The sequence below is a fragment of the Prochlorococcus sp. G4PB16 genome, assembly GCF_059772465.1.
This window is the reverse complement of the sequence record NZ_CM186289.1, coordinates 535,512-551,115: the sequence shown is the minus strand read 5'-3', so window position 1 is coordinate 551,115 and position 15,604 is coordinate 535,512. Positions and strand designations below refer to the sequence as shown.

The window sequence follows — 15,604 nt, the reverse complement described above, 5'->3', positions numbered from 1 at the left end:
CTAGTAGAAACTAACTTAATCAATTAATTATATTGGTATTTCTTTTGGTTGATTTTGATATATTTGAAATTACTTAAAAATTGCTCTAATCCTAGAAATCCAATTACTAATTCTTGATGATGAAGTTAGAGAACTTGTTAGTAAGTCTAATTGTTCTTGTCTTGCTTTGTATCTAAGCTCGATTTTATCTTTTGTAATATCCTGGTTTTCTTCTTGAATAGAGAAATTTTTCTTCTTTTTTCTGTCGTCGATATTAGATATTGATTTATTAATCCTCTTTTCAGGAGTTTTTATTTTTTCTTGACTTGTCATGATTTAACTTTCATTATTAGATAAATATAACTGAAAAAATTGATAACTTAGCAGCTATAATTAAGGTTAAAGCTTTTATGAATCTATTTTTATTTTCTTGAGTGTTAGTCGAAGTCATCACTTATTAAATAGTAGTCATATAAGTAAGGAAGCCAACTGGAACAAATAGCAAAGCAGCAATAGTAAAGCGAACAAACTTGCTTGTGCCTGAATCTCTTGAATAGTCAGTGAAATGCTTGGTGTTATTCCACTCGGACCAATTTTTAGGGCTGTTCTTGGATGATGTCATTGTTAGTTAAGTAAATACGGTAGTACCAACTTCGTAAGCACCAGCTAATAGAAGTAAGGCAGGAAGATTCCAGAGAACAATTAGTTTTGCAGCAGTGACTTTAGTAATTGCAAGCATGACTAAAAGTTTGGTTTTGGGCGTTTCAAAGGAATAAAAAGAATATAAATAGGTTTCCTCAACACCTGTAGGACGGTTGAAGTAGGGCTAACCAGTTCGGCCTATTTATACTTATTAGAGTCATCAATAGATCTAATCATTGGATTTATATCTCTCTTATTAATTGCTGTATTTATTTTCTGAGGTTTAAAGCTCTTAATCATTAGAAGAAGCCGTACCAGACCGTACCTTCCCTAAAAAAATAAAATACTTTACATTTGTTCACATTGATATAACCCTAGTAATGACAAGTTCACCTTCTTCTCAAGTAATCACTGAGTACGGCAAGCAAAACATCTTTGGCCGTGAAACACAGCCTCAGCTTGTAGAGGACTACACCAGCTATCCAGAGGAAGCAGAAAAGACCAATGGCCGTTGGGCAATGATCGGCATGATTAGCCTTTTAGGTGCTTATTTCACAACAGGTCAAATCATCCCTGGAATTTTCTAAACCAATAACAACTACTAAAATGCAACCATCTAACAAAACAATTCTAGAAAGAAGCATCGGCAGACCCGCCATGATGGCATTCGTTCTATTAACAGGTATCTACCTAACAACCGGTCAACTTATCCCAGGTGTCGTTTAATGACTACTCAAAACAACAACAACAGCAGAAACATTGATCCTGAAAAGGTAACTGCAGAAAGACTTAACGGCTATGCAGCATTGTTTGGATGCATTGCTCTTATAGGTGCATATGCAACAACCGGCCAAATCATTCCAGGTTTCGTGTAATGAACAATCAAATCACTGAAACATCAAGAGTCGAAGAAGGCAAAGTGTTTGCTGAACGACTCAATGGCCTAGCTGCTTCTGTTGGCTGCTTAGCTCTTGTCGGGGCATATCTAGCAACCGGTCAAATTATTCCAGGTTTTGTGTAATGGTTAAAGAAACGAACTACTGGAAATCAGCCGAGTAAATGAATGGTCGCCTTGCAATGATAGGCTTATTTGCTGCAGTAATTAACTACGGCTTAACAGGCTGGATCATCCCAGGGATTGTATAGTCCTAAATTCAAATCTAATAAAAAAGCCTCTTCTCTGTCATTACGGAAGAGGCTTTTGTTATTTGGAAGATAATAACCATAGTTGAACTGGAGATATTGCCTAATTCCCTTTGCAAAATTCTTTTTCTTTACAAAGTTGCTCTAAGGATGGACGTCCAGTGAGAGGTAGACGCCACTGGGCCCATATCTTATAAACTTGATCTATTAATGAACCCAGTATTGGCCAATTTGTAGGAGCATAGATCCACCCGAGTCCAACTAATCGATATGCTTCTCTGAAAACAGCGACATCTTTAAGAATTTCACCTGATTTATTAATCGCATGAATTCGACCCATCGCGTCTTTATAGCTAATTCCTGAATAAAGGTTTGGTTGATAATTGGGGGAATCAATATCTATAAAACTAATATTTTTATGCATATCTCTAGAGCGTAAAAATCTTACCTCTCTTAAGCAAAGAGGACAACCACCATCAAAAAGTAATGTGAGCTTCGCGTTAGTCAAAATAAAATCAGATGAGATTCTTCTATACAAGTTATCTAATTAGTGCGGTAAACGGTGGGCATGAAACTGGTGTAGAAACACTTTGGTCTTATCTATTTTATCTACTTGATTAATGGCAATAATAAGATGATTGTATTTCTCTAGAACTTATCGGTTTATTCGAAATATTAAGAGCTTATGAGTCACGGAGATCTTTGGTAAAGATCGAAAGCTCAAGTCATTAGAGGAGAGCTTGAGGTGGATTGGATCAAGTTAGTTTTACAATTGTCAACTATAAAAGTGCCATACTAGACATTCATAGGAATACAAGTTTCTGAATTATACTTTCTAGATTATCTAGTGAACGTCTATTGATATCGCATTGTGGTAAAAAATTGTTTTTTAAGATATTTATATAATATTGGCTACTAAATGATTATGGATTTAAAAAAATTTTATTCTTTGAACTTTCTTGGGCGATTGTTGATTAGTGCGATTTTTATAAATGCAATACCAGGAAAAATAACAAACTTTGCTGCTCAAGCAGACTATATAACAAACAGAGGTTTTCCCGAGCCAGTTTCACTGATAATGATGGTAGGTGCAATAGCTTTACTTCTTGGTGGTACTTTTCTTTTGATCTTCACAAAATGGATCAAACTCGCTTGTTCTCTACTTTTAATTTTCTTGGTGCCAGCCACAATAATTTTTCATTTGATACCATTTCAACTTGCAGCAGTCGCACGAAACCTATCTTTAATTGGAGGATTATTAGTTGCCATAGAAAAAAATCCAAATAACTGATATCAATTCACTATTCAAAATCTTATGGGCTGACTTGAGTCAGTGCTTTTTTTAATGAAAAAACTCCACTTAATTTTTCTATGTTTTTGGTTCTTTCAGTCCATCATCACTAAAGCTAAGCCTGTGAAAGGGATTAGCGACTTTGATGGAGGCTTCAAAAGTGTTGAGCGAATATCTTTTGAATGTCCCGTCAACAACCAAAGAAATATACAAAGAATTAATGACGAATTTGACGATCAACAACCAAAAGAAAAATGTTGGGTTGATTTTCACCCTACCTATTTGAATGTTACGAACAAGCAGGTGATAAATAAAAAAGATGTAATTAGTTTTTGGCAATCCCCGCCACAATCAGGAGAGTGTTGTGCAAGTTGGAATTTAATTTATAGGGATGTTGAAGGAAAGAATAAAATCTTATCCATGAGAAAAAAAGAATTTCCATTTCCACTCACAAAGAGAAAATTAAAAATACTTGGCACACCATCAAACATTATCAATCGTTGGCTAGCTCAATAATCTTATTCTAGAGGCAAAAATGTAAATAGGTTTATGAGGTGCATAGACACTAATCAGCCATATTCACACTTAATGTTTTATTTTTATCATTAAATATTACTTAATTTTTATTGATACAGCTTCAGATATATCATGAAAAATTCTTATGTAGAATCATACTCTTTTCCTATTAATCTGAAAATAGTGAATCAAATATTGAAATCAAACTAATTACAATAAAGAATAAAAATCCTACTAATTCATGTTTTGTTCATGGATCATCCAAAGGATATTTTTTGATGGATTGGAATCTCTTTTATTAAGATTAAAGTAAAACGTTATATATAGATTCGATCTATCGGAGACAGGTTTCCCAGCCTTCTTTTTTAATTCCAAGTTTTTGGTGTACTAAAAATGAACCCAAGTGTTACTTGGAAATACTGTAAATAAAGTGATTTAGCGGGTCTTGTCATAATGGGTTTATGAAACTTTTACTTCTAGCTCTTTCTATCTGCATATTCCCCGTAAATGCTTCGACCGAGATCAAGGAAAAATCTAGTGTTCAAAAAGCATATGAATTAGGATGGGAGATTGGTCATTCAATGGGAGCGATAAATGTCATATGTACGGATGTTCAATTTGATCGAGGCTCAACAAAAGGAAGTAAAATGTTGATAACAAGCGATTATGAGAAATTAGCTGAGTTAATAAGTCCTTCTGCACTTGAAAGATTTATAAAGCTCAAAATAAAGAATTTCCCAAAATGTGCAGAAATATTGCCTTATTATTATCAATAAATACCATTAGCTTTGACTATTATGTTAGGCCAAACTCCATCACTTGAGAGTAGTAGGACTCAATCCATAAATATCAGCGTAATAATTTTTACAGTAAGAATATGAGTTGAACTTGTTCAGCTAGCAAGATGGGAGTGAAAATAAATTAATTCGAAGATTTTTACTTTTCGTACTAACTGCTGGGATGTTATCTCCCATACATGCTTAGGCTCAACGAATCAATAAGTCAGTGAAACGAATAAGGTGCAAAATTAATTTCTAGTAAAATCTTCAAGATATATATCACTCGACAGAGATCTTATTTCGAGTGCCTCCTAGGTAAGTAAAAGGTCTATTCAGTTCTTTCTGGAATTAGATCTAGCTTTTTCCATTGCATCATAAATATTTGATCATTCAGACTATGTTCTTGGGCTACAAACAGTACATCCAAAGTCATATATTTGAACAGGATTAAAGATTTAATGAAGAAGAGAGGATATGACCCAGAGAACTTAATCTGCTAGGTATAAAAATAAGAAATCCAATTACTTAAGAATTAAATATGCGTAGACAGTAATGATCAGAAAGATTGGAATTGCTAAGTAGGTGATTACGATCCACTTAAAAGTATTGTTTTTTTCCATGCTGAATTAAATAAAGAGAATTGCAATAGATATGCCCATTACTAAGCCGATTGCCCAATTAAAGCAAAGCATTTGATAGTTGTTGAAATGTAATTTTTGCTGAATACGCTCTGTTAATGCTTATCAGCCTTAATCAATTTCATTAAGACCATTTCTCATAAAAGATTATTGCCATCATCATGCCGCTTTTACTTATTAATTACTATTGGAATGTAAAACTTCAATTACTTGTTGAGTTGATAGTTGGCAAGACCGACAACCACTTGCGCCTTCTGGTAGTTGTTCATAAAATGCATCTGCAATATCTCTAAGCACTTTAGCAATAAAAGTAGTGGGGCATTGAACTTATTCCCCGTAACTAGAGCATTGTTGAGCAATGTTTTTCATGTGGGAATAATTATGGTCTCAATTTGTTCTTCAGTTTTCCCCACCTTGCATGGCATGCTTCAGTCAACTGTTTGTTAATGCATTTACTCTTCCATCATGGCTGTCTTTGAAGGGGCTACACCCCGAGGAAATAAGGCTTGGTATGGAGTGTTTAAATAAAAGTCTCTTTGAATTGATCAGGTATAGGAAAATCTTCTCGTATTTGTTTTAAACGTTTTTTGTAAATAGTTTCGTAATTAGGATCACGGCTTTTATAGGCGTTGTAGTTTTGCCCTTCATAATCTTCTTCTTTTATTAAGTCCTCAACTTGTTTAATAAGGTCTCTATAAATATCTGCTCCAATAATCTGTTCCTGAGTAAGTTCGCTTTCATGAGAATCAGCGTATTGAATAATACCTTTGTAGGTATACAGCCATTGTCTCCTTGCTAGTGGATCTAGTGCTATAACTTCTTTAACAATAAAACTTATACAAAGTTTCAACTTTACTTGTAAATGAATAGCTTCAATCACAAAAAAAAAGAACAGGATGCTTATTTATTGATAATATTATCTAATGACTGTTAATAAAGGAAAAGTTCTGGTAACTGGTGCTTCAGGGTATATTGCTCTGCATTGCATTTTAGAATTATTAAATAATGGATATGAAGTAAAAGGATCGCTAAGAGATCTTAAGCGTGAGGATGAAGTAAGAAAATCATTAGGGACAGAATTTAGCAATAACAATCTTGAATTTTGTAAATTGAATTTACTTAATGATGAGGGCTGGGATGATGCGACCTCTGATTGTGATTATCTTTTTCATATTGCTTCTCCATGCTTTGTCGAAGAGCCAAAGGATGAAAATGAACTAATTACCCCTGCATTAGAAGGAACATTAAGGGCATTAAAAGCTGCGCATAAATCAAAAGTTAAAAAGGTAGTCTTAACTTCATCAATGGGTGCAATAGCTTACGGACATAACAAGAGCTCCTGCAATACTAATGATTGGACTGATACCTCAAAGGATGTAGGGGCATATATAAAAAGCAAAACAATAGCTGAAAAAGCAGCTTGGGATTTTGTTGACAACCAAACTGACGTGTCATTTTCAATGACTACTATTCATCCTGGAATGGTTTTTGGACCATTACTTAGCAATGATATAGAAGGTATATCAGCGAGTTTAATTACAAAAATGATTACGGGTAAATTCCCCGCTTTGCCAGATATTTATTTCACGGTGGTTGATGTAAGAGATGTCGCGAAGTTACATGTTCAGTCATTAACGAATCATCATAGTGATCATAAAAGAATAATTGCAACGTCTAAAAAAGGTATTCCATTCTTAGAAATTTCAGAAATTTTAAGAGAACTTGGATTTAATAAATCTCCAAAGAGTTTGGTCCCTACTCAAGTAATAAATTCTTTAGCAATGTTCAATAGAGATATGAAAAGCACTTCCTCTATGATTAAAAGAGGTCGATATGGAGCAGATATATCCGAAACCATTTCGATCTTCGATTGGGAGCCAACCCCTTTTAAAAAAACATTAGAAGATATGACTAGTTCTTTAAAGACAATTTTAAATCAAAACTTTTAATATTAAATTTTCTTTTAATGAATTAATTGTTTGTAAAATTTTTTTAGTCCTAACAGTTATATTCTTTATTAACTTAAGAAAATCGTCCTAATCGTCAGCCTATCTGTTATTGGTGATGTCCAAGAGGTCCAGGACCAGATCCAATCTTATAGGATTTTCTTAATGATTTTTCAATAAAGGACTTTGCTTTTTTGATTGACTCAATTAAGTTGAACCCTAAAGCAATATAACTACAAATAGCAGCACTTAATGTACATCCACTACCATGTGTATTTGAGGTATTAATAAATTTATTAATGAACCAATCTCTTTTACCTTCTCTATCAATATAAAAATCTTTACCTTTCAATGAATTTAATCCTCCTCCTTTTATTAATACAGCTTTAGGGCCAAGTTTTAAAATTTCTTGAGCAGAAAATTCTATATCTTCTTCATTTTTTATTTGAATATTTGATAGTAAATTAGCTTCATAAATATTTGGAGTTACTATTTCTGCCTGAGGTAGAAGTAATTTCTTATAGGCATTAATTGCACTATCTTCAATTAATTTTGTCCCAGTCCTTGAAACCATAACTGGATCAATGATTTTAGGGATAGCGAATCCCTTCAATTTTGTACCAGTATTTAAAATGATTCTTTCGTTTAAGAGCATTCCAGTCTTTAAACACTGTATTTCAAAATCCGAGAATAAAGCATCAATTTGATTGATTAATATATGACTTTCAACAGCTTGTACCCCAGTTACCCCTATACTATTTTGTGCCGTAATACATGTAATTGCAGTGCAACCATGGACTTTAATAGACATGAAAGTTCTTAGATCTGCTTGAATCCCTGCACCTCCACCCGAATCACTACCACCGATTGAGAGAACAATTTTAGAATACATAATTTCTTCTTATAAGGTAAATCTTTTCTAATTTAAGCGAAAGAAGAATAGGCATTGAAAAAATCTAGTTCCAACTCCATAGCTCTTTTATATAGAAAATCAACTTGATCAATATCATATGATTCATCATATTCATCTATTAGATTTTCAAGTGATTTTGCAAGATTATCAAAACTTTCATCAGAGTAAGTTAAGATCCATTTTTTATATGGATTATCGGAAATCATATTTAATAATTCTTTTCCCAGCCATGAATATAAACGCATACATGGTGTCATTGCACTCATTATTTCAATTAAACTTAGATTTAAGGAGACTTCTTCTAAAAAATCAGTATATTTTTTTGTGGCTGGTCCTATTAAATTTGTAGTTAAATCAATATCCCATTCTTTTGCATAAGTTTCATGCAGAATCAACTCCTCTGATACTCCTGATAACAGTACGCTTAAAGTTTTGATGCTTTTTTTATTTCTTGACTTGGAAACTGCTAAACCGTATGCCCGAGCGAAACTTTCTAAAAAAAAATAATCTTGAGCTAAATATTCTTGAAATTTTGTTTTAGGAAGATCTCCATTTTTTATTCCCTGGACGAATTTAGTATTAAGGCTTAGTGATGCAAGATTATAATTGCATTCCCATAATTTTTGTGTGATCAGCATTGATTAAGTAATTGTTTCGTAAACATATCATGCCTCTTTTAGTTATTGCTTCAACATTGATGTGGTTTGCTTTTTGCTACTCGATAATTCCCTTCCCTTTAAGAATTGGAGTGAAGGGGCAATTATCTCTACTTAGCAATTTAAGCGTTGATTCCATAGAGCTTCTAGATCCATCTCTTAAAACCTTCTCTAAGTAGTCACATTTTTCAAGAAGTTCAACTTCTCTAGGAGATTGTGGGTACATCTATCTGAAATCTTCAGTGAACTCAATAACATCTCAACTTATTCCTAGTCTCATCGCTTCTTCTTCCAATATTAAATGATTTTATTCGATATCTTTTCTAAATTCATAACCGCTTTACTTTCATTCCCTGAAGGAGTTATTCCATCAAGCACATCAAATAAAATACTTTTCCTTAGTTGTGAATTCATAAAAAAGAAACCTCTTTTTTATTTATGACTAAAAATTAGTTTTTGCGAAATAATTTTTCATATAATTCTATGTATCAATGGATATTCATCTCATTACTCATATACAAACCTATTCCAATTTCCATATAGGAAATATTATTAACTTCAAATTGTCTCTAATGTATTCTTAAGATACACCTATTTTTACTAAATTAGCGATTAGAATTTATCTTAAAAAATATGATTTAATGTAGATTTTAAAAGTTGTTTTTGCTTTAATATTAATGCTTTGGTCTTTAGTACGACACTCTCCAAAGTTTATTCAGAGCTACATTTAAGGCATGTAGCTTTTTTATTTTTTAAAATAGGTTTCATGTAATTGAAATAAATGTAAGGTTTAAATATATTTTCCTTATCTTTGGAAACATTTATTGATTACATTCTGACTTATGTTTAGAACTATATTAAAATTAATTATTGAAAATTTCTATGAGCTTTGCTGGAAATGAACTTCTATAGGCTGCAGAATTTTTAAACGTAAATTGCTTCACTGGACTATTTAGTCTTTTTATTTTAAGCTCTTTATTGGCTTTTTTCGTCCTTGCTTTTAGCTATGTATTTATATATACACTATTAACTTTGAAAGTTATTTCAAGAAGTTGAGTAGAACTAATAGAAGGAAACATTAATAATTAAATTTTTATTGTTTTAACCTCATTAGTTCGATCTAGGGTAATCCTTTTCATTTTATTTGTTAGTCATTCGATAAGTAACATAAAAGAATAATCCAAGTATTGCAAGATTTGCCAAAGCATAAGTGATTGCTATCTCCATGATTTATGTGTTAAGTATAGTTTAAGTGAAAGTTAAAGAAACGAATCATTTTTTATTCTTTTTAAATTTAAATATACCCATTAATTGCTTACCAAAAGAACTCCACAATATGACAACAAATGGGCTACATGCTATGACCCCAGTAATGAAACTAAAACTTTTACCAATTCCAAATACTATTACACAGAAGACCAAGCCTCCAACGATTAAGGCGCTTTTTCTTTTCTTAAATAAGTCTCGAAATCTTTTCTCTTGAGATGAATCCTTCATTTTATTAGTTCTTTCTATGATGGGTATTAGAAGATTCAGTAACCATTTTTTGAAAGCGTTTATGGGATTCATTCTTAATAGAGGGTTTCATACCTTTTCTAGCTGATTGACTTCAAATGTTTATTACAGTCCTGGCTATCAAATATCCAATAGACGCCTACCTTCTATTGCTGAGATGATAAAAGATATTAGAGAATCTCTCAATGCTCTGGAAGGAGGACGGTTTTTGACATTTAAATTGAGTAGATTGGTTAGTAAGAGAAAATGAAACGCTTATTTCTGCTTACCATAATAACCGCTGGGCTTCTTTCCCCTATCACTGCGAAGGCTGAAATAAGTGAAGAAATTCATAAATGCTGTCTCGATGCTAGAGATTATTCAGGTTGTGTAAGAACAAACCTGAGTAAAAGCATTAAGCTCAAAAAAGAAATTACTGGAATAGGCGTTACACTTTTCTTAAACACTGAAACTGCTGAAATAGCAATACAATCAATTATCAATGGAACTCCTGCCTCTAATGCAGATATTGAATCAGGTGACGCAATTCTCGCAGTAGATGGAACATCAATGAAAGGAATGGGTATAGAAGAAGCCATTGAATTAATTAAAGGACAAAAGATAAGCCAGTAAAATTAGTTCTTGGAAGAACAAACGGAAAAGGAAAAAGGAAAAAAATTAAACTTCTCTTAGTTAGAGATACTTTTGAAATTTCTAATAATGAATCTCTGAATCAAATAAAAATAAGAGAATGGTTTAATCGAGGTTGCCATCAGACTTAGACCTAATGTTGCAGCAAAATGGAAAGTCAATGAGATAACAAGCGATCATCATCTCCCTAGGTATGGGGATGAACTACAACAGTTACTTAAACAAGAACCCAAAAACGCTTAGCACCACAAGTAACGATATCTCCTTCATAAATCCTCTTGCCTTTTCCAAGTGTGCGATCATTTTTGGTCTTGCACTAAAGAGTGCTTCTTTTCCTAAGAGGTTTATTAAATTAAAATTTATATTTTTTCAATTGGTGCCATTGTTAATCCTTTGCTGAGAAGTTGCTGATGATATAGCTCTGCCTGTTCAAGGGGCCCTCTCCATACTTCCGCCGAACCTTCCTTGTCTATTTCGACGGCAAGTCCCCATGACCTTTTTTCACTCATCCCTGGGATGATTGTTACAAGACAATTTGCTACATGTTCAAACGAATTAAAATTGTCATCAAGAACTATTATCTTTGCTTCGGGATATTTTCTTTTTGTTGTTTTTGGACTTAAGACTGTAGTAATTGAATCAGTAATTTTATCCATAAGAATGTGGGGAATGCCCCAAGATTAATCCACTGTCAACCTAACTTTTACTTTAACTTTCAGACGGCGTGCAATGGCCTAGAAAGTTTATGGAGATTATTATCAGACTTTATTAAAATTTTTAGAGGCTCTTTTCTTGGAGTACATTCTTTTTGCTTGAAGTTTAAAAAGTTTCTCGTGTTGTTTCTCTAAGTTCATCCAACACTCTGATAAAAAAATAATTAGCAAACTAGCAGCTTTAATCACTAACCTAGGAAAACTGACTCGTTAGGTTAATTAATTTGTATCCTTTGTGATAAGCAACCTTTTTTAAAAAAGGAGTTATATAATTTTAATAGCTATTTGATACTCCGAATCAGAGTTTTATAGAGATTGGTAACTCTCGGCATATAGGAAATGAAGGGCTTAATCTAAGGTATTTATAAAGAAAATTGAGGACTACCTTTTATGGTTTGAGATCTAAGGGACAGGATTTACCAACTGATCATTCTTTGGGTGTAGCTCGAATGCATCGAATCGATACTCACCGCTAATATCTAAACAGAAGTTTTTTAAAACGGATGTTCGTTTAGGTAGTGCTTTCCTATTCCCGACAACTCTTTTGACTTGGGAGACCCTCAAACGAAAGAACATATAATTTCTAAAATTAAAATTAATGGAAGTAGATTTTAAACGTAGATCGTTTTAATTAAACCTTCATTTTCAGGATTTTTTCAAGCCACTCTTTTTGTTCTGTAAGAGAGACTTCTTTTTTTGTGATTTCTGTTCGCTTTGAATTAAGTTGATTATTTGAAACTTTATTTTCTTCTATATATTTTTTGGAAAACAATCTTCGAGATATCAGTATCTGATTGCCACAAAAATAAATTAGTTTGCTGAGTCCATGAAACAATTTTTCACTGATAATCAAAATCAATAAACCAACACCTGCGAATGATAAGAGAGCTCCTATCATCGCAATTGATGTAGACGTAGAAGCAAAATTAAAGGAAAATTCCATTTCTAAAACCTAGCAAAATCAATAAGACCAAAATGATTATTTTTACTTAATGATGAATCGTTTTAAACTCTAATTTGTAGACGTGCCCCTCTCTAATCATAATTGATTATTCATATGAGGTGGAATCTTTGGAACATCAAATCTGGTTAATAAGTTTGAGATTCTTTTTTTAATTACTTTAGAAATAAAAGCCATAAAAACTTTTCTGGTGTGGTTGATATGTCGCCCCAAGTACTTTGAGTTCTCAGATTTACTGTTGACTTGTATTAAGTGTGGGGGCGTGTGTCCTGTATTGACTTTTTAGCATTTGTATAAACCAATGACATCCATCAACTTCGTAAAAGCGAGGCTTTGTATCATAATATTGTTACTACTGATGTTCTTTGTCTGCGCATTAGATACAAAAAACAGGATTAACAGATAAGTGAGTTATGGCTGGAGTTTGAGATTGATGACATTGATTTGCTTTGCTCTATTGAATAATCCTTTTGTCTTATTCCATAACTATTTGGTCTAACGCTACATAAATTTTTGAGCTTTTTGGATGAACTACATGATCAGTCCCCTATAAAGAACCTATTAGTATGGATCTCTTAATATTCTTTTTTTGATCTTTTTATCTATTGCCTCCAATACTAGAAGTAAGAACTTGAATTGAATTTTTTTTAACACTTGCATAAACAATGGTAAAAAAAATGCATTGGCAAATAGGTTTTAGGGAAAAGTGGTAACAGTGGGGAAAGACCGAAATAAAAGAGAATAAAACCTTAAATAGAGAGGCTTTTGGTATCTAATAAATCCCTCATGCTTAATGCTCCAGTAAATCCAGTAAATCCAGTAACCTATTAAGCCAAAATCATTAGAGTAATAATCAGTTAATTCCAGCCAAAGCAAATCTTTTTCTTTCTTTCCATTCTCTCTTCAAGAGGTACTTCACTTCCAATACAAGTCTTAAAGCCTTTAAGTATTAATGAGTTCTTTTCTTCTTTAGTGAGTTTTCTATAACTGCATGTACTCCCAGCGGTACTTGGAAAGTATTTGTATTTTTCATTTGTAGCCTCTGGATAGATATAAATTATTGGCCATGAATATTGATCTTCGCCATGTCCTTCTAATTTCATTCCTCTACCACTCTTAGTAATTTCCACAAGGTGCTTAGGTTTTCCATCCTTGCAACGAACTTCTATCCCATCCTGATAATCGGTGTAAAAATAAATCCCTGCATTAACAGGTGAAATGGATCCAAAAATTAACGGGGCAAAAAGTAGCTGCTTCATTCTTTAGTCCTCAAGTTTCTGTTGGGGCTTTCTCTTCTGTATAGAAAGAACCTCTATCCATCTTTATTAATCAGGCATGTACTATTTGTACATGTCATAAATATTAGAATGACTATCGTAAAGCTGAAATAATTACTTTCAGGTGTCCTATCAAAAAATTTTAAACTTACTTAGAGAAAAGAATAGATTTAACGCAATAGTTCTCTTAGTATTTATTGCCTTAGTTATAGTTTTGTCTTTAAGTAATGGTTCTGTTGAATTAAGTAGTGATGAAATAATCAAAGCATTCTTGAGAGAAGGTGATTTAACTAATCAAATTATTTTTTGGCAACTTAGACTTCCTAGATTAATTGCCTCTTTACTTGTTGGATCAGCATTAGGTATGTCTGGGGCTCTCTTACAAGGAATGCTAAGGAATGGATTGGCAAGTCCTTACTTGCTAGGTATCTCTGCAGGCTCGGGCTTGGTAATTGTTTTGTTGGTAAGCATTGGTTTATGGCTCTCTTGGCTCCCGATTGCTGCATGGATAGGAGCAATTATTACGACCTTAATCGTTTATTGTTTAGCAAAATCGGGGACTTCCATATCAGTAGAAAGATTGATTCTTGCAGGGGTTGCCTTAAGTAGCCTTTTTGGGTCTATTCAGTCAATGCTTCTTCTACAAACAGAAGATGGAAGAGTTCAAGCTGCTTTGACTTGGTTGATAGGTAGTCTTAATTCTAGAGGATGGACAGAAATCAAGTTAGCTGGACCACCAATCATCTTTGCTTTAGTTGTGGGATTATTTCTCTCAAGACAATTGAATTTATTAGGTTTGGGAGATGAATTATCTGTAGGTTTAGGAAATTCTTTATTTCGTTCAAGATGCTTGATTGGTGCATCTGCAACTCTTTTGGCTGCAAGCTCAGTTAGCGTTGGTGGCTTGATAGGATTTGTAGGTTTGATTGTCCCCCATGCCGTACGATTTTTATTTGGGACAGACTATAAAGTTGTTCTTCCATTCTCTGCTTTATTAGGTGCTTTAACAGTTAGTTCAGCCGATTTGATTGCAAGATCAGGCACTATTGAATTGCCTGTTGGAATCATTACATCATTATTAGGCGCTCCAATTTTTATAGTCTTATTGTATAAAAGACAAAAAACCTTAACTAGTCTTCGATAGACGTAATGACACTAATAACAAAAGATTTCTCTACCGGTTATGAAGAAAATAAAATTATTAAATCGATAAGTCTCTCTTTGGAGAAATCTGAGTGGTTAGGAATTGTTGGAGCGAATGGATCAGGTAAATCAACTTTCTTAAAAGGTATCAGCCGCATACTTGATGCCTATACAGGTACTGCTTATTTAGATGGGTATGATATTCATCATGCATCAACAAAAGAAATCGCAAAGAAGGTTTCTATATTACCTCAACAAAATAGCTCAAATTTATCTTTAACAGTTTATGAATTGGTCTGCCTTGGACGTTCACCTCATAAACAATGGTGGGAATTAGATCTTGATGAAAAGGACCATTTTAAAGTTGAAAGATCTATTGAATTAACTGATATGACCTGTTTTAAAAATAAACCTGTATATGCCTTATCTGGTGGTCAACGTCAACGAGCTTTTCTTTCTCTTGCGCTTGCTCAAGATGCAAAAATCCTTTTATTAGATGAACCAACAACTTTTTTAGATCTTCGTTTTCAACTTCAATTTTTAGATTTACTAAAAAGACTTAATAATGAAGAGGAGCTGTCAATTATTACTGTTATTCATGACCTTAATTTGGCCGCAAGATATTGCGATCGAATAGCAGTAATAAAAGATGGTGAACTGTTAGCAATTGATAATCCTAGAGAAGTTTTTACTCATGAGCTTTTGAAAAAAGCCTTTCAAGTTGAGACATGCCAAATAGAAACACCTATTGGTCTTCAAATATGCACAATTAAATCTTCCTGAAATGGCAATATTCATTTATACATAGACATAGAGGTATAGCTTTATACCTGCAAGAGAAGCCAATAGCACATTTCGATTT

General features: G+C 33.0%; 22 protein-coding genes. 11 read left to right on the top strand and 11 right to left on the bottom strand.

The window, feature by feature from the left end:
* Positions 1–69: 69 nt before the first annotated feature.
* Together AC6EIZ_RS03410 and AC6EIZ_RS03405 are read right to left on the bottom strand one after the other, a co-directional pair.
* Entirely contained in the window at positions 70–312 is a 243-nt protein-coding gene (locus AC6EIZ_RS03410) for a hypothetical protein (protein ID WP_498512382.1), read from the bottom strand.
* Between the two features lie 124 nt (positions 313–436).
* On the bottom strand, positions 437–601 hold the full coding sequence (locus AC6EIZ_RS03405) for a hypothetical protein (RefSeq protein WP_498512380.1): 165 nt from the start codon (positions 599–601) through the stop codon (positions 437–439).
* 400 nt (positions 602–1,001) lie between these two features.
* Here AC6EIZ_RS03405 and AC6EIZ_RS03400 point away from each other — a divergent pair, with 400 nt between their 5' ends.
* From AC6EIZ_RS03400 to AC6EIZ_RS03385, 4 genes are read left to right on the top strand one after another with little or no spacing between them, the layout of a single operon-like run.
* Complete coding sequence (locus AC6EIZ_RS03400; RefSeq protein WP_498512174.1) at positions 1,002–1,208, top strand: high light inducible protein; 207 nt, start codon at positions 1,002–1,004, stop codon at positions 1,206–1,208.
* 19 nt (positions 1,209–1,227) lie between these two features.
* On the top strand, positions 1,228–1,347 hold the full coding sequence (locus tag AC6EIZ_RS03395; RefSeq protein WP_011294968.1) for a high light inducible protein: 120 nt from the start codon (positions 1,228–1,230) through the stop codon (positions 1,345–1,347).
* A complete protein-coding gene (locus tag AC6EIZ_RS03390; RefSeq protein WP_413678158.1) occupies positions 1,347–1,496 on the top strand; it encodes a high light inducible protein in 150 nt (49 codons plus the stop codon). Before AC6EIZ_RS03395 ends, AC6EIZ_RS03390 begins: the two co-directional genes overlap by 1 nt.
* Entirely contained in the window at positions 1,496–1,642 is a 147-nt protein-coding gene (locus AC6EIZ_RS03385; RefSeq protein ID WP_498511008.1) for a high light inducible protein, read from the top strand. The genes AC6EIZ_RS03390 and AC6EIZ_RS03385 overlap by 1 nt, the downstream gene beginning before the upstream one ends.
* A gap of 225 nt (positions 1,643–1,867) precedes the next feature.
* Here the strand turns inward: AC6EIZ_RS03385 and AC6EIZ_RS03380 are convergent, their stop codons facing one another.
* A complete protein-coding gene (locus AC6EIZ_RS03380; RefSeq protein WP_498513168.1) occupies positions 1,868–2,275 on the bottom strand; it encodes a thiol-disulfide oxidoreductase DCC family protein in 408 nt (135 codons plus the stop codon).
* Positions 2,276–2,689: 414 nt separating this feature from the next.
* Between AC6EIZ_RS03380 and AC6EIZ_RS03375 the strand changes: the two genes are divergently transcribed.
* The 3 genes from AC6EIZ_RS03375 to AC6EIZ_RS03365 all read left to right on the top strand — a co-directional run bounded on the left by AC6EIZ_RS03375 (position 2,690) and on the right by AC6EIZ_RS03365 (position 4,347).
* Entirely contained in the window at positions 2,690–3,055 is a 366-nt protein-coding gene (locus tag AC6EIZ_RS03375) for a DoxX family protein (protein ID WP_498512378.1), read from the top strand.
* 123 nt (positions 3,056–3,178) lie between these two features.
* The gene (locus tag AC6EIZ_RS03370; protein ID WP_498512376.1) at positions 3,179–3,571 is read left to right on the top strand and encodes a hypothetical protein; all 393 of its coding nucleotides are present in this window, start codon (positions 3,179–3,181) and stop codon (positions 3,569–3,571) included.
* 461 nt (positions 3,572–4,032) lie between these two features.
* Positions 4,033–4,347, top strand: a complete 315-nt coding sequence (locus AC6EIZ_RS03365; protein WP_498512374.1) for a hypothetical protein — start codon at positions 4,033–4,035, stop codon at positions 4,345–4,347.
* A 1,161-nt stretch (positions 4,348–5,508) separates the two neighbouring features.
* Here AC6EIZ_RS03365 and AC6EIZ_RS03360 read toward each other — a convergent pair.
* Positions 5,509–5,868, bottom strand: coding sequence for a hypothetical protein (locus AC6EIZ_RS03360; protein WP_498512372.1), 360 nt, complete (start codon positions 5,866–5,868; stop codon positions 5,509–5,511).
* A 43-nt stretch (positions 5,869–5,911) separates the two neighbouring features.
* On the opposite strand from AC6EIZ_RS03360, the gene AC6EIZ_RS03355 reads away from it, so the two are divergent.
* Positions 5,912–6,937 (top strand): SDR family oxidoreductase, encoded by a 1,026-nt coding sequence (locus tag AC6EIZ_RS03355; RefSeq protein ID WP_498512370.1) that lies wholly within the window; start codon positions 5,912–5,914, stop codon positions 6,935–6,937.
* Between the two features lie 106 nt (positions 6,938–7,043).
* On the opposite strand, the gene thiD is transcribed toward AC6EIZ_RS03355, so the two are convergent.
* The 4 genes from thiD to AC6EIZ_RS03335 all read right to left on the bottom strand — a co-directional run bounded on the left by thiD (position 7,044) and on the right by AC6EIZ_RS03335 (position 10,072).
* Positions 7,044–7,826: a bifunctional hydroxymethylpyrimidine kinase/phosphomethylpyrimidine kinase gene (gene thiD, locus AC6EIZ_RS03350; RefSeq protein WP_498512368.1), complete on the bottom strand. Its 783-nt coding sequence runs from the start codon at positions 7,824–7,826 to the stop codon at positions 7,044–7,046.
* A 32-nt stretch (positions 7,827–7,858) separates the two neighbouring features.
* Positions 7,859–8,485 carry a TenA family protein gene (locus tag AC6EIZ_RS03345; protein ID WP_498512366.1) on the bottom strand — a complete coding sequence of 209 codons (627 nt, stop codon included), beginning with the start codon at positions 8,483–8,485 and terminating at the stop codon, positions 7,859–7,861.
* A 76-nt stretch (positions 8,486–8,561) separates the two neighbouring features.
* On the bottom strand, positions 8,562–8,729 hold the full coding sequence (locus AC6EIZ_RS03340; RefSeq protein ID WP_498512364.1) for a hypothetical protein: 168 nt from the start codon (positions 8,727–8,729) through the stop codon (positions 8,562–8,564).
* A 1,046-nt stretch (positions 8,730–9,775) separates the two neighbouring features.
* Complete coding sequence (locus AC6EIZ_RS03335) at positions 9,776–10,072, bottom strand: hypothetical protein (RefSeq protein WP_498512363.1); 297 nt, start codon at positions 10,070–10,072, stop codon at positions 9,776–9,778.
* A 192-nt stretch (positions 10,073–10,264) separates the two neighbouring features.
* Here AC6EIZ_RS03335 and AC6EIZ_RS03330 point away from each other — a divergent pair, with 192 nt between their 5' ends.
* Complete coding sequence (locus tag AC6EIZ_RS03330; RefSeq protein WP_498512361.1) at positions 10,265–10,630, top strand: PDZ domain-containing protein; 366 nt, start codon at positions 10,265–10,267, stop codon at positions 10,628–10,630.
* 377 nt (positions 10,631–11,007) lie between these two features.
* Here the strand turns inward: AC6EIZ_RS03330 and clpS are convergent, their stop codons facing one another.
* The 3 genes from clpS to AC6EIZ_RS03315 all read right to left on the bottom strand — a co-directional run bounded on the left by clpS (position 11,008) and on the right by AC6EIZ_RS03315 (position 13,581).
* Positions 11,008–11,304: an ATP-dependent Clp protease adapter ClpS gene (gene clpS, locus AC6EIZ_RS03325; RefSeq protein ID WP_498512359.1), complete on the bottom strand. Its 297-nt coding sequence runs from the start codon at positions 11,302–11,304 to the stop codon at positions 11,008–11,010.
* Between the two features lie 688 nt (positions 11,305–11,992).
* Positions 11,993–12,304 (bottom strand): hypothetical protein, encoded by a 312-nt coding sequence (locus AC6EIZ_RS03320; RefSeq protein ID WP_498512357.1) that lies wholly within the window; start codon positions 12,302–12,304, stop codon positions 11,993–11,995.
* An 875-nt stretch (positions 12,305–13,179) separates the two neighbouring features.
* Complete coding sequence (locus AC6EIZ_RS03315; protein WP_498512355.1) at positions 13,180–13,581, bottom strand: hypothetical protein; 402 nt, start codon at positions 13,579–13,581, stop codon at positions 13,180–13,182.
* A gap of 142 nt (positions 13,582–13,723) precedes the next feature.
* Here AC6EIZ_RS03315 and AC6EIZ_RS03310 point away from each other — a divergent pair, with 142 nt between their 5' ends.
* Both AC6EIZ_RS03310 and AC6EIZ_RS03305 read left to right on the top strand, forming a co-directional pair.
* Complete coding sequence (locus AC6EIZ_RS03310; RefSeq protein ID WP_498512353.1) at positions 13,724–14,743, top strand: FecCD family ABC transporter permease; 1,020 nt, start codon at positions 13,724–13,726, stop codon at positions 14,741–14,743.
* Positions 14,744–14,748: 5 nt separating this feature from the next.
* The gene (locus tag AC6EIZ_RS03305; RefSeq protein ID WP_498512351.1) at positions 14,749–15,525 is read left to right on the top strand and encodes an ABC transporter ATP-binding protein; all 777 of its coding nucleotides are present in this window, start codon (positions 14,749–14,751) and stop codon (positions 15,523–15,525) included.
* The last annotated feature ends 79 nt before the right edge of the window (positions 15,526–15,604 follow it).

Coding starts and splice junctions, on each gene's coding strand:
- AC6EIZ_RS03410 (WP_498512382.1), bottom strand. CDS start 312: ATGACAAGTCAAGAAAAAATAAAAACTCCTGAAAAGAGGATTAATAAA.
- AC6EIZ_RS03405 (WP_498512380.1), bottom strand. CDS start 601: ATGACATCATCCAAGAACAGCCCTAAAAATTGGTCCGAGTGGAATAAC.
- AC6EIZ_RS03400 (WP_498512174.1), top strand. CDS start 1,002: ATGACAAGTTCACCTTCTTCTCAAGTAATCACTGAGTACGGCAAGCAA.
- AC6EIZ_RS03395 (WP_011294968.1), top strand. CDS start 1,228: ATGCAACCATCTAACAAAACAATTCTAGAAAGAAGCATCGGCAGACCC.
- AC6EIZ_RS03390 (WP_413678158.1), top strand. CDS start 1,347: ATGACTACTCAAAACAACAACAACAGCAGAAACATTGATCCTGAAAAG.
- AC6EIZ_RS03385 (WP_498511008.1), top strand. CDS start 1,496: ATGAACAATCAAATCACTGAAACATCAAGAGTCGAAGAAGGCAAAGTG.
- AC6EIZ_RS03375 (WP_498512378.1), top strand. CDS start 2,690: ATGGATTTAAAAAAATTTTATTCTTTGAACTTTCTTGGGCGATTGTTG.
- AC6EIZ_RS03365 (WP_498512374.1), top strand. CDS start 4,033: ATGAAACTTTTACTTCTAGCTCTTTCTATCTGCATATTCCCCGTAAAT.
- AC6EIZ_RS03355 (WP_498512370.1), top strand. CDS start 5,912: ATGACTGTTAATAAAGGAAAAGTTCTGGTAACTGGTGCTTCAGGGTAT.
- thiD (WP_498512368.1), bottom strand. CDS start 7,826: ATGTATTCTAAAATTGTTCTCTCAATCGGTGGTAGTGATTCGGGTGGA.
- AC6EIZ_RS03345 (WP_498512366.1), bottom strand. CDS start 8,485: ATGCTGATCACACAAAAATTATGGGAATGCAATTATAATCTTGCATCA.
- AC6EIZ_RS03340 (WP_498512364.1), bottom strand. CDS start 8,729: ATGTACCCACAATCTCCTAGAGAAGTTGAACTTCTTGAAAAATGTGAC.
- AC6EIZ_RS03335 (WP_498512363.1), bottom strand. CDS start 10,072: ATGAATCCCATAAACGCTTTCAAAAAATGGTTACTGAATCTTCTAATA.
- AC6EIZ_RS03330 (WP_498512361.1), top strand. CDS start 10,265: ATGAAACGCTTATTTCTGCTTACCATAATAACCGCTGGGCTTCTTTCC.
- clpS (WP_498512359.1), bottom strand. CDS start 11,304: ATGGATAAAATTACTGATTCAATTACTACAGTCTTAAGTCCAAAAACA.
- AC6EIZ_RS03320 (WP_498512357.1), bottom strand. CDS start 12,304: ATGGAATTTTCCTTTAATTTTGCTTCTACGTCTACATCAATTGCGATG.
- AC6EIZ_RS03315 (WP_498512355.1), bottom strand. CDS start 13,581: ATGAAGCAGCTACTTTTTGCCCCGTTAATTTTTGGATCCATTTCACCT.
- AC6EIZ_RS03305 (WP_498512351.1), top strand. CDS start 14,749: ATGACACTAATAACAAAAGATTTCTCTACCGGTTATGAAGAAAATAAA.